This window comes from Rhizobium aouanii, assembly GCF_037002925.1.
Classification (GTDB): Bacteria; Pseudomonadota; Alphaproteobacteria; order Rhizobiales; family Rhizobiaceae; genus Rhizobium; species Rhizobium aouanii.
Window position 1 is genome coordinate 228,670 of sequence record NZ_JBAMYD010000010.1, and the last position, 12,121, is coordinate 240,790.

12 protein-coding genes are annotated in these 12,121 nt (G+C 61.4%); 5 read left to right on the plus strand and 7 right to left on the minus strand.

From position 1 onward, the window contains the following. Window positions 1-102: 102 nt before the first annotated feature. Window positions 103-2,793, minus strand: coding sequence for an aconitate hydratase AcnA (gene acnA, locus V8P77_RS19235; protein WP_335913815.1), 2,691 nt, complete (start codon window positions 2,791-2,793; stop codon window positions 103-105). A gap of 262 nt (window positions 2,794-3,055) precedes the next feature. On the opposite strand from acnA, the gene ccmA reads away from it, so the two are divergent. The 5 genes from ccmA (at window position 3,056) to V8P77_RS19260 (ending at window position 6,214) form a co-directional block, all read left to right on the plus strand. After that, on the plus strand, window positions 3,056-3,703 hold the full coding sequence (gene ccmA, locus V8P77_RS19240) for a heme ABC exporter ATP-binding protein CcmA (protein ID WP_335913816.1): 648 nt from the start codon (window positions 3,056-3,058) through the stop codon (window positions 3,701-3,703). A gap of 253 nt (window positions 3,704-3,956) precedes the next feature. Beyond that, the gene (ccmB, locus tag V8P77_RS19245) at window positions 3,957-4,616 is read left to right on the plus strand and encodes a heme exporter protein CcmB (protein WP_168266537.1); all 660 of its coding nucleotides are present in this window, start codon (window positions 3,957-3,959) and stop codon (window positions 4,614-4,616) included. A gap of 48 nt (window positions 4,617-4,664) precedes the next feature. Next, window positions 4,665-5,426: a heme ABC transporter permease gene (locus V8P77_RS19250; RefSeq protein ID WP_020052040.1), complete on the plus strand. Its 762-nt coding sequence runs from the start codon at window positions 4,665-4,667 to the stop codon at window positions 5,424-5,426. Between the two features lie 3 nt (window positions 5,427-5,429). After that, window positions 5,430-5,609: a heme exporter protein CcmD gene (ccmD, locus tag V8P77_RS19255; RefSeq protein WP_168273780.1), complete on the plus strand. Its 180-nt coding sequence runs from the start codon at window positions 5,430-5,432 to the stop codon at window positions 5,607-5,609. Beyond that, the gene (locus V8P77_RS19260) at window positions 5,606-6,214 is read left to right on the plus strand and encodes a DsbE family thiol:disulfide interchange protein (protein WP_335913817.1); all 609 of its coding nucleotides are present in this window, start codon (window positions 5,606-5,608) and stop codon (window positions 6,212-6,214) included. The genes ccmD and V8P77_RS19260 overlap by 4 nt, the downstream gene beginning before the upstream one ends. Window positions 6,215-6,242: 28 nt before the next feature. Here the strand turns inward: V8P77_RS19260 and V8P77_RS19265 are convergent, their stop codons facing one another. The 6 genes from V8P77_RS19265 to V8P77_RS19290 all read right to left on the minus strand — a co-directional run bounded on the left by V8P77_RS19265 (window position 6,243) and on the right by V8P77_RS19290 (window position 11,645). Further along, window positions 6,243-6,830, minus strand: coding sequence for a DUF2585 domain-containing protein (locus tag V8P77_RS19265; RefSeq protein WP_335913818.1), 588 nt, complete (start codon window positions 6,828-6,830; stop codon window positions 6,243-6,245). Next, complete coding sequence (locus tag V8P77_RS19270; RefSeq protein ID WP_335913819.1) at window positions 6,827-7,471, minus strand: septation protein A; 645 nt, start codon at window positions 7,469-7,471, stop codon at window positions 6,827-6,829. Before V8P77_RS19270 ends, V8P77_RS19265 begins: the two co-directional genes overlap by 4 nt. A gap of 76 nt (window positions 7,472-7,547) precedes the next feature. After that, complete coding sequence (ftsY, locus tag V8P77_RS19275) at window positions 7,548-9,110, minus strand: signal recognition particle-docking protein FtsY (protein WP_335913820.1); 1,563 nt, start codon at window positions 9,108-9,110, stop codon at window positions 7,548-7,550. A gap of 16 nt (window positions 9,111-9,126) precedes the next feature. Next, window positions 9,127-10,401 (minus strand): tRNA (N(6)-L-threonylcarbamoyladenosine(37)-C(2))-methylthiotransferase MtaB, encoded by a 1,275-nt coding sequence (mtaB, locus tag V8P77_RS19280; RefSeq protein WP_335913821.1) that lies wholly within the window; start codon window positions 10,399-10,401, stop codon window positions 9,127-9,129. Further along, window positions 10,398-11,303, minus strand: a complete 906-nt coding sequence (gene dapF / locus V8P77_RS19285; protein ID WP_335913822.1) for a diaminopimelate epimerase — start codon at window positions 11,301-11,303, stop codon at window positions 10,398-10,400. Before dapF ends, mtaB begins: the two co-directional genes overlap by 4 nt. Before the next feature lie 117 nt (window positions 11,304-11,420). Further along, window positions 11,421-11,645, minus strand: a complete 225-nt coding sequence (locus tag V8P77_RS19290) for a hypothetical protein (RefSeq protein ID WP_017962453.1) — start codon at window positions 11,643-11,645, stop codon at window positions 11,421-11,423. Window positions 11,646-12,121 lie beyond the last annotated feature (476 nt).

Sequence of the window (12,121 nt, forward strand, 5' to 3'; positions counted from 1 at the left end):
GTAAAACAAATCATCGTGAGCCCCGCTTAAATACTGTCGCCGCAAAGAAAAGCCGCCGGAAACTGCTCTCCGGCGGCCATTATCATGCGAGTTTCTTAAAAATCAGGCAGCGAGATCGCGCAGAACCGTCTGCAGGATTCCGCCATTGTTGAGGTAGATCACCTCGTCGAGCGTATCGACGCGCGACAGCAGCGGAACCTCCTTCACGGTGCCGTCGCCATAGGTGATCCTGGCAATCTTCTTCTCGCGCGGTTTGATCTTTTCCAGACCTTCGATGGTGACGAGTTCATCGCCCTTGAGGCCGAGGCTCTGCCAGGTCGTGCCCTCTTCGAAGACGAAAGGGATGATGCCCATGCCGACCAGGTTCGAGCGATGGATGCGCTCGAAGGACTGGGCGATCACTGCCTTGACGCCGAGCAGGTTGGTGCCCTTGGCAGCCCAGTCGCGCGAGGAGCCGTTGCCGTATTCGACACCGGCAAAGATGACGAGCGGCACGCCTTCCTGCTTGTACTGCATCGCGGCGTCGTAGATCGAGGTCTCTTCCTTCGACGGGTAGTGGATGGTGTAGCCACCTTCCTTGCCGTTCGGGCCGAGCATGTGGTTGCGGATGCGGATATTGGCGAAGGTGCCGCGCATCATCACTTCATGGTTGCCGCGGCGCGTGCCGTACTGGTTGAAGTCGGCAACGGCGACGTCGTGGTCGATGAGGTAGGCGCCGGCCGGCGATGCCGCTTTGATCGAACCAGCCGGCGAGATGTGGTCGGTGGTGATCTTGTCGCCGAACAGGCCAAGGACGCGGGCGCCCTTGATGTCGGAGACGCCGGTGCCCTTCTTGCCCATGCCGACGAAGTAGGGCGGGTTCTGCACGTAGGTCGAATCATCGTCCCAGGCATAGGTCTGACCCGGCGGGACCTGAACGGCCTGCCAGTTGACGTCGCCCTTGAAGACATCGGCATATTTGCTTTCGTAGAGTTCGCGGGTCACGTATTTCAGGATGAATTCCTGGACTTCCTTAGAGGTCGGCCAGATGTCCTTGAGATAGACCGGATTGCCGCTCTGGTCCTCGCCGATCGGCTCCTTGGTCAGATCCATCTGCACCGTGCCGGCAAGCGCATAAGCGACGACGAGCGGCGGAGATGCGAGGTAGTTCGCCTGCACGTCGGGCGAGATGCGGCCTTCAAAGTTACGGTTGCCGGAGAGAACGCCGGAAACGATAAGGCCCTTGTCGTTGATCGTCTTCGAGATCGGTGCCGGCAGCGGGCCGGAATTGCCGATGCAGGTGGTGCAGCCGAAGCCGACGAGGTTGAAGCCGAGCTTGTCGAGATCGGCCTGCAGGCCCGACTTGGCGAGATATTCGCCGACGACTTGGCTTCCAGGTGCCAGCGAGGTCTTCACCCACGGCTTCGTCTTCAGGCCCTTGGCAACGGCGTTGCGGGCAAGAAGGCCGGCGGCGATCAGCACTGACGGGTTGGAGGTGTTGGTGCACGACGTGATGGCAGCGATCGCCACGTCGCCGTGGCCGAGATCGAAGTCGGTGCCTTCAACCGCATAGCGGTTGTTCAACTGGCCGGGCTTCTTGTAGTCGGCATCCATGGAGCCGGCAAAACCGGTCGCGATGTTCTCGAGCGAAATGCGGCCTTCCGGACGCTTCGGGCCGGCCATCGACGGCACGACGTCGCTAAGATCGAGTTCCAGCGTATCGGTGAAGACGAGCTCGGAGCCGTCGCCCTCGCGCCACATACCTTGAGCCTTCGAATAGGCTTCGACGAGGGCGATCCGGTCATGCGTGCGGCCGGACATGGTAAGGTAATTGATGGTTTCGCCGTCGACCGGGAAGAAGCCGCAGGTGGCGCCATATTCCGGACCCATGTTGCCGATCGTCGCGCGGTCGGCGAGCGGCATGTTGTCCATGCCGGGGCCGAAGAATTCGACGAACTTCGAAACGACGCCCTTCTTGCGCAGCATCTGCACGACGGTGAGAACGAGGTCGGTCGCCGTGACGCCTTCCTTGAGCTTGCCGGTCAGCTTGAAGCCGATGACTTCGGGCAGCAGCATCGAGACCGGCTGGCCGAGCATCGCAGCTTCCGCTTCGATACCGCCCACACCCCAGCCGAGAACGCCGAGACCGTTGATCATCGTCGTGTGGCTGTCTGTGCCGACGCAGGTATCCGGATAGGCGATCGTCTCGCCGTCCTCTTCCTTGGTCCAGACGGTCTGGCCGAGATATTCGAGATTGACCTGATGACAGATACCGGTGCCGGGAGGCACGACGCGGAAATTCTTGAAAGCCTGCTGGCCCCACTTCAGGAAGCGGTAGCGCTCGCCGTTACGCTGGTATTCCAGCTCCACATTCCTGGCGAAAGCCTGCGGCGTGCCGAATTCGTCGACGATGACGGAGTGGTCGATGACGAGGTCGACCGGAACGAGCGGGTTGATCTTCTCGGGATCACCGCCGAGCGACACCATCGCGTCGCGCATCGCGGCAAGATCGACGACGGCGGGAACGCCGGTGAAGTCCTGCATCAGCACGCGCGCCGGGCGATAGGCGATTTCGTTTTCGACCGCACCCTTATTGTTCAACCATTCGGCAACGGCCAGGATGTGCTCCTTGGTGACCGACTGCCCGTCTTCGAAGCGCAGCAGGTTTTCGAGCAGCACCTTCATCGAATAGGGAAGCTTCGACACGCCGGCCAGACCGTTTGCCTCAGCCTTGGGCAGGCTGTAATAGACATAGTCCTTCCCGTTGACGGAAAGCGTGGAACGACAATTGAAACTGTCAAGAGATTTAGACACGAGATACCCCGTTTCTGATAGCCAACACAGTCGTGCGAACGCCTATGCACTTAATGCACATCAGGATGCGGGTACGGCCATTTCCGCTGTCCGCACGTGGAACAGACGCTCCAAGTTCGGCGCAAGGATGAAATTCACGCCGACCGCTGGCGTGGTTGCAGGTCTTATAGATAATTTCCTAAAAACTTGCCATACCCGAGCACAGTCAAAATCGGACATTTTTTGACCCCGCCGCGAGCCGAAACCAAGAAAGAGCCGACGTATGCATCTCACCGCCGAAAATCTGGCTGCAAGGCGCGGTGAGGATTTCATTTTCCTTAACATTTCCTTTCACTTGGCAGCCGGCGAGGCGCTTGTGCTAACCGGGAAAAATGGATCGGGAAAGTCCACTTTGCTGCGTGTCGTCGCCGGCCTCCTCAGGCCGGAAAAAGGCACTGTCATATTTCACGGCGAAGAGAGTCGGGAAGGCAGGCACCCCGGGGAAGTCAGCCACTACCTCGGCCATCGAAATGCGATGAAGAATGAACTTACGGTTGCAGAAAACCTCGATTTCTGGCGCACCTTTCTCGGCAGTGCAGGCTCCGTCGCCACCCCTTCCGTCGAGGACGCCACTGACGCCGTCGGTCTTTCCGGCGTCACCCACCTTCCCTTCGGTTATCTCTCCGCCGGCCAGCAGCGCCGGATAGCCTTCGCCAAACTGCTCGTCGCCCACCGCCCCATCTGGATCCTCGACGAACCGACCGCCGCCCTCGATGCCAGCGCCGACCGGCTGTTTGCCGATTTGATCACGACGCATCAGGCCAAGGGCGGCATCGTGCTGGCGGCAACGCATCAGCCGCTGGGGCTGAGGAGTGCGCAGGAATTGGAGATGACGGGCTTTTCCGGGGTCGATGCGGGGGTATGGGGTTGATGGTTTACGGGTACGGCGTGAAAACCCCTCCCCAACCCCTCCCCACAAGGGGGAGGGGCTATGATGCCGCGCTGCCTCATGCAAACCTCATCCTTGCAGTTCGCAGAACGATAACAGCTTGCGAGATCTTGGCTTTTGACCGCCATTGCGGGCTGCGACTTAGCCCCTCCCCCTTGTGGGGAGGGGTTGGGGAGGGGTTTTTCTCCACTCACAGTGAGGGGTCTTCCTCACATCCCCGCAACGGGCACTCCGCATGACCGCCCTGTTCCTCCGAGACCTGAAACTCTCGATCCGTGCTGGCGGCGGTGCGCTGATCGGCGTGCTGTTCTTCCTGACCATTGTCGCCGTCATTCCCTTCGGCGTCGGTCCCGATCTCAAGCTGCTGTCGCGCATCGGCCCCGCCATCGTCTGGATCGGGGCGCTGCTTGCCGCCCTTCTCGGCCTCGACCGCCTGTTCCAGGCCGAGCGCGATGACGGATCGCTCGACTTGATGCTGATACAGGAAACGCCGCTCGTCCTCACCGTGCTGGTCAAATGCTTCGCCCATTGGACGGCCACCAGCCTGCCGCTGGTCATCGCCTCGCCGCTGCTCGGCCTCTTCATGAACATGGACGAGACGGCGATTGCTGCCACCATGCTGACGCTGCTGGTCGGCTCGCCCGCCATCACCTTCATCGGCGCCGTCGGTGCTGCCGTTGCCGTGGCGCTTCCCCGCGGCGGCCTGCTGGTCTCGATCCTCGTGCTGCCGCTGACCATTCCGGTGCTGATCTTCGGCGTCAGCGCCACCTATGCCGCAGTCGAGGATCCCGCCCCCTTCCTGCCGCCCTTCCTGATCCTCATCGCGCTGACACTCTTCTTCGCGGTCATCGGCCCGGCAGCCGCCGCCCTGGCGCTGCGAAACACAGCGGATTGATGGGCCATTCGATTGCGGGAAAAGCCGGATCAAGGTAAGGAAGCGGACATGAGCGAAACGAGCCTTGCCATCAGCAAATTCAGCGATCTCGCCAACCCGACGCGGTTTCTGGCGCTGGCGGCGCGCGCCATTCCGTGGCTGGCTGGCATCACCGCCCTCTGTTTCGCGGTCGGCCTCTATCTGAGCTTTGCCACCGAAGGCGATTACCAGCAGGGCGAGACCGTACGCATCATGTATGTGCATGTGCCCTCGGCCTGGCTTTCGATGATGTGCTATACGATCATGAGCCTCTCGGCGATCGGCACTCTGGTCTGGCGCCATCCGCTGGCCGATGTCTCCGCCAAGGCCGCAGCGCCGCTCGGCGCCGCCTTTACCCTGCTTGCCCTCGTCACCGGCTCGCTCTGGGGCAAGCCGATGTGGGGCACCTGGTGGGTCTGGGATGCGCGGCTCACCTCCGTCTTCGTTCTCTTCCTGATGTATCTCGGGCTGATTGCGCTCGGCCGCGCCATCGACGATCCGTCGAAGGCCGCGCGCGTCAGCGCCGTGCTCATCCTCGTCGGCTTCGTCAACATCCCGATCATCAAATTCTCGGTCGAGTGGTGGAACACGCTGCACCAATCGGCAAGCGTGCTGCGCCTCGATGGCCCGGCGATCGATCCGGAATTCCTGCGGCCGCTCTTCGTCATGGCGATCGCCTTCACCCTGCTCTTCTTCACGCTGCACATCATGGCGATGAGGAACGAGATCTGGCGCCGCCGCATTGCCGCCCAGCGCCGTCTTGCCGCCCGCATGGCGAGCCGGGAGGATTAAATCGTGACGCATGCCTTCTACGTCTACGCTTCCTATGGTTTCGCAGCCCTGGTGACGGTCGCCGTTACCGCCTGGACCTGGGTCGATGGCCGCGCCCGCCGCAGGGAACTTGCAGCCCTTGAGGCTGCCGGCATCCGCCGCCGTTCGGCGCGCCCCAAGGACAGTGTGGGGGATGGGGAATGAACGACATGCCGGAAAACGCCGCCGCCAAGCCGCGCGGGCTGAACCGTTACGCATTGGCGCTGCTGCCGCTCGTCGTCTTCGGCGGCATTGCGGGCACGGCCGCAAAGATGCTCTACGACCAGGATTTCCATGGCAAGAACATCGCCGAAATTCCCTCCGCCCTGATCGGCACCAAGGCGCCGGTGCTGAACCTGCCGCCGCTCGACGGCGCCAACCTGCCGGCGCTGACCGATGCTGCAATCAAGGGCAAGCTGACCCTCGTCAACGTCTTCGCCTCATGGTGCCTCCCCTGCCGGGACGAACATCCGATATTGAAAGAACTGGCAAAAGACGGACGGCTGAACATTGTCGCCATCAATTACAAGGACCAGAGCGACAACGCCCTGCGTTTCCTCGGCGAACTCGGCAACCCTTTTCGGGCGATCGGCATCGATCCAAACGGCAAGGCAGCGATCGACTGGGGTGTCTACGGCATTCCGGAAAGCTATCTGGTCGGGCCTGACGGCACGATCCTCTACAAGCGCGTCGGACCCTTCGACGATATCAGCCTGAAGGAAGGGCTGTTTCCAGCGATGGAAAAGGCGCTCGGCAAGCCGGTTTCTTAATGAGGCGTCTTATCAGGACAAAGAAGCCTTAACCCCCGCCCTGCCAGACTTTGATCGCCTCCACCGGCCAGATCAGCATCACAATGTTGAGCGTCAGGTTGTCGCGGATGATGTAGCCGGTGAAAATCTCGAAGAAGATGGCGATCGCAACCGTGAGCGCCACCGGTGCGCGCCGCGCGAAGAAGAAGCCGACACACATGAAGACGGTGTCCATCGCCGAATTCAGGATGCTGTCGCCGTAATAATCGAGCGCGATCGTCGCCGTGCGGTAGCGGTCGATGATGAGAGGGGAGTTTTCGAGCAGCTCCCAGCCGGATTCGATCACTAGCGCCAGCAGCAGCCTTGCCGCCAACGGCTTGCCGCGCAGGATGAGATGCGCGAGGCCGTAAAACAGGAAGCCGTGGATGATGTGCGACGGCGTGTACCAATCCGACAGATGCTGCGAATTGCCGCTGGTATTGACCCCACCCTCCCACAGTTTGACAGTACCGCAGGCGCAGATCGGTACGCGGCCCATCATAAATTCGGCAGCAATCTGAGTGATCAGCACCGCAAGGCAGGCGGCGAACCAAAAGGTCTGGTGTCTTACGCGAGATTCTACGTCGACAGCGCTCACTTCTCGCCTTCCGTTTCCAGGTTCACGCTATGCTTCAGCACCAGCGGCATCTGCGCCAGCGTGAAGATGATGGTGATCGGCATCGTGCCCCAGACCTTGAAAGCGACCCAGGTACCGTCGGAAAAATTGCGCCAGACAACTTCGTTCAGCACCGCGAGGAAGAGAAAGAAGATGCCCCAGCGGATGGTGAGCTTGCGCCAGCCCTCGGCATCGAGCTGGAAGGCGGCGTTGAAGACATAGCCGAGCAGCGACTTGCCGAAGGCCAGCCCGCCGAGCAGCGCCACGCCGAAGAGCGCGTTGACGATGGTCGGCTTCATCTTGATGAAGGTCTCGTTCTGCAGCCAGATCGACAGCGAGCCGAAGATGACGACGACGATGCCGGATACAAAAGGCATGATCGGCAGATGGCCGAGCACGATCTTCGAAACGATCAGTGAGATGATCGTCGCCGCCATGAAGAGCCCGGTCGCGACGAACAGCGGCCCACCCAATTCGGAAAGAGCAGGAAACGTCTCCACCAGCCACTGGCCGCGCAGATTGGCGAAGAAGAAGATCATTAGCGGCCCGAGTTCCAGCGCCAGTTTCAGCAGCGGATGATGCCGGTCGGCAACAGACGGGGTGATATCGCTTTCGGTGCTCATGCGTTCTTCAAACCTGTTTTCCTGGAAACCTGTTTCCGGCCGTGGCCTGCAGGCATTCGGCGGCATATCTGTGGCATCATTGCCCAAGTCCGGCAATGGCATGGGCAAAATCCTCGGCCTCGAACGGCTCCAGATCCTCGACGCCCTCACCGACGCCGATGAAATAGACCGGCAGCTTATGCTTGGCGGAGATGGCGACGAGAATGCCGCCGCGCGCCGTGCCGTCGAGCTTGGTCATGATCAGCCCGTTGACGCCGGCGACGTTGCGGAAGATCTCGACCTGGCTGAGCGCGTTCTGCCCCGTCGTGGCATCGAGCGTCTGCAGCACGGTATGCGGCGCGTCGGGATCGAGTTTTCCGAGCACGCGCACGATCTTCTCGAGCTCGGCCATCAGCTCTGCCTTGTTCTGCAGGCGGCCGGCGGTATCGACGATCAGCACGTCGCATTTTTTTGCCTTTGCCTGTTCGAAGGCATCATAGGCAAGGCCGGCGGCATCGGCGCCGAGCTTGGTGCCGATGAATTCGGATTTCGTCCGGTCGGCCCAGATTTTCAGCTGCTCGATCGCCGCCGCCCGGAAAGTATCGCCGGCGGCCAGCATCACCTTCAGCCCGGCGCCGGAAAGCTTTGCCGCAAGCTTGCCGATCGTCGTGGTCTTGCCGGTGCCGTTGACGCCGACGACGAGGATGACATGCGGCTTGTGCGAGAGGTCGAGCTGCAGCGGCTTGGCGACCGGCTTCAGCACCTTGGCGATTTCTAACGCCATGATCCGGCTGACATCCTCGCCGGTGACATCCTTGCCATAGCGCTCAGAAGCAAGCGTGTCGGTGACGCGCATGGCGGTCTCGACACCGAGATCGGCCTGGATCAGCAGGTCCTCGAGATCCTGCAGCGTCTCGTCATCGAGCTTGCGCTTGGTGAAGAGCGCGGTGATCTGGCCGGTCAGCTGCGAAGAGGTGCGTGCAAGGCCATTACGCAGGCGCTGGAACCAGCTGAGTTTTGGCTGCAAAACAACCGGCTCCGGCTCGACGAGCTTCGGGCCGGTGGCAAAGCCTTTGGGAAGCACCGGCTCAACGGTCGGCGCCGATTCTATCGACTCTGATGGCGGCAGGGGCGTTTCGACCGAAGGCTCGCGATCTGCGGCTTCCCCCCCTACCCTGCCGGGCATCCCCCCCACAGGTGGGGGGAAACTCGCGGCAATGTTTTCCGCCGCATCGACTGAATCATCCGAAGCAGCGGGCTCACTCTCCACATCTCTTGTCTGACGAGCGGCATCCAACTGCGTAGTCCCCCCACCTGTGGGGGGGACGTCCGGCAGGGTAGGGGGGGTATCTTGCGCGGCCTCCGCCTCGGCTTCCAGCAATGAAAGCGGCACGACACCCATATCGCTCAGTTGGTCGGCGGCGGGCAGGATTGAGGATTCGACATCATCTTCAGCAACCGCTGCTTCGACCCCGCCCTCGTCAATATCGGCAGCCGGACCGCCGGCCGTATCCATTTCCTCGGCCAGCACCGGATCGTCGGCAACCGGCAGATCTTCGTCGCGCGAACGCGGTTCCAACTCCCTTTCCACGGCCGCAGGCACAGGTTCTTCAGCCGGCTTGCCGAAGGTGAAGACCTTTTTGATGAAACTGAGCGCCATGGGGATTCCGTGAAAGTCAGGCCGCGGCTGCGGCCGTCAATTGCATGTCGAGATGTTTGCCATTGTGGCCGGTGATCGTGACCGGCACAAGTTCGCCTGGACGAATGCCGGGGGCAGCGACCAGCGTGAAGTTCTCCGTATGCGCTAGGCCGTTGTTTTCAACAAGCAGCCATTGCCGGGTTCCGATCATCCGATCGAGATGGGACTGATACAGCATATGTCCAGCCGCGCGCAGCCTTGCGGCGCGGTCCTTGACCAGCGACCGGTCGAGCTGCGGCATGCGGGCGGCCGGCGTACCGGGACGCGGACTATAGGGGAAGACATGCAGATGGGCGATGCCAGCCTCTTCGGCCAGCCTCACGGAATTCTCGAACATCTCTTCGGTTTCGGTGGGAAAGCCGGCAATCATATCGGCGCCGAAACTCATCTCGGGGCGGAGGCGGCGCGCATCCTCGATGAAACGCAACGCATCGGCGCGTAAATGCCGGCGCTTCATGCGCTTCAGGATCATGTCGTCGCCATGCTGCAGCGACAGATGCAGATGCGGCATGAAACGTGGCTCGTCGGCAATCAGATCCATCAGGTGGGCGTCGGCCTCGATGCTGTCGATCGAGGAAAGCCTGAGCCGGCGGATATCGGGGATCTGCTTCAGCAGCGTCTTCGCCAACAGCCCGAGCGTCGGGGCGCCCGGCAGATCGCTGCCATAGCTGGTGGCATCGACTCCGGTCAGTACGATCTCGCGATAACCGCCGTCGACGAGATTGCGGGCCTGATCGACGACGGCTCCCATCGGTACGGAGCGGGAATTGCCGCGGCCATAGGGAATGATGCAGAAAGTGCAGCGATGGTCGCAGCCATTCTGCACCTGGATGAAGGCGCGCACATGGCCGTCGATATGCCTGACCATCTGCGGCGCCGTCGCCTTGACGCTCATGATGTCGTTGACCCGGAGCTTCTCTTCGGCCGAAACGCCGAAATCCGGCAAGCTGCGATAGGAGGCGCTCGTCAGCTTCTCCTCGTTGCCGAGCACGGCATCGACCTCCGCCATCGCGGCGAAGGTCTGCTTTTCCGTCTGCGCGGCGCAGCCGGTGACGATGATGCGGGCATGCGGATTGTCGCGCCGTGCCCGGCGGATCGCCTGGCGAGCCTGGCGCACGGCCTCGCCGGTCACGGCACAGGTATTGACCAGGATGGCGTTGTTGAGCCCGGCCTTCTCAGCCTGCGCCTTCATCACTTCGGATTCATATGTGTTGAGGCGGCAGCCGAAGGTAATGACCTCGATGCCGCTCACTGCGCCTCCGCCTCTCGGGTACCATCGCGCGACCAGAGACCGGTCGAAGGATCGACCCTGCCCGACCATTCCCATTCGGCCGGGCCGGTCATGACGACATGATCGTCGCGCTCGCGCCATTCGATGGAAAGCCTGGCCGGCGGCTTGGCGCTTGCCACATTGATCGTCACCTTGCGGCCGGTGCGGCCGGTGCGCGCAGCACTGACGGCAGCAGAACAAGCAGCCGAGCCGCAGGCGAGCGTCAGCCCGGCGCCGCGCTCCCAGGTGCGGGTCGTCAGGGATGTCGGCGAGGTCACTTGCGCCAGCGTGATATTGGCGCGCTCGGGAAACATCGGATGGTTTTCGAGCAGCGGTCCGAAGCGGGCGAGGTCATAGGACATCACGTCCCTGTCCACCCAGAAGATCGCATGCGGATTGCCCATCGACATCGTCGACGGCGAATGCAGCACCGGCTTGTCGATCGGGCCGATCTGCAACTCGATGCGGCTGGTGTCGTGGAATTCTTCCGCCAGTGGGATCCGGTTCCAATCGAACACCGGCCGGCCCATGTCGACCGAAATCGTCCCGTCCTCGTGCTCGACGGCGTTGAGGATGCCGGCAACCGTCTGGAAGGTAAAGACCTTCCTGCCGGTCTCGGCGGCAAGCGCCTGCACGACGCAGCGCGTGCCATTGCCGCAGGCCTGCGCCTTCGAGCCATCGGAATTCAGGATATCGATGAAGGCATCGGTGCCTTCGGCCTTCGGATCATGGATCGCCATGATCTGATCGAACTCGGTCTGCGGATCGGCATTGAGCGCGACCGCCGCCGCCGGCGTCACTTTGTCCGGTCGGCCGCGCATGTCGACGACCAGGATCTTGTTGCCAAGCCCGTTCATCCTCGCGAATTCGACCGTTGCGCTCATGGTATCGTTCCGTCTGTCTTTCCGGTGTATATGGCGGAAATGCGAAGGAATTACCAGTGGGTGAGTGCCGGGCAGACGTTGCGGCCCGCTGACCCCTTCGAGGCAGCAGTTCGGCTTTTACCGCTGTGCACCGTCGGGATCGAAGGACGCAGCATGGGCTTCGACAATGGCTGCGGTGATGACCTTTCTCAGCTCGTAGACCAACGAGCGGGACCGCTTGCGATCCAGATCCTGTGCCGCCTTCGCAAGATTCAGGCCTTCATTCAGGACAATATGATGGGCCCGCGCCAGCGCCCAGCTCTCAATATCAGCATTTAGCATTCGATATCTCCGCCGATTCATTCGGCATCAAGGATATTCACGAATCATTTTACAGGACGCACTTAAGTAGAAAGTAGAATCATAAGCACAATAATTTGCAACTGGCGTCGACAGCGAATTCGGCCGCCGGAGTGGCAATATTTATCGGCAAAACCTGAAACCCTGGCGGATTGCGCAAGCTAATACATCGCCTTGTTTGAGTATGTACTTTTGCTGCAACCGCTGGATGAGACACTGGCGCCCTCTCTCATCCAGCTTTTGAGACGGCGGTCATGCGGTCATTTGTCTGCATTGTCTTGACTTTCGCGCGGCTTTCCTGTTTATCGCGCCCAATCCGCGACGAGCCACATGACTCCGAGCCGCCGACCGGGACTTAGAGATCCCGGAGGTCAACACCCGACAGCGCGATGCGCCCTCGGGTGCTTTTTGGCTTTGCGTCTTGTTTTCGTCAAGGAAAAGCACGACGTTTCCGGGCATATCCCAACCTGCCCGAAACG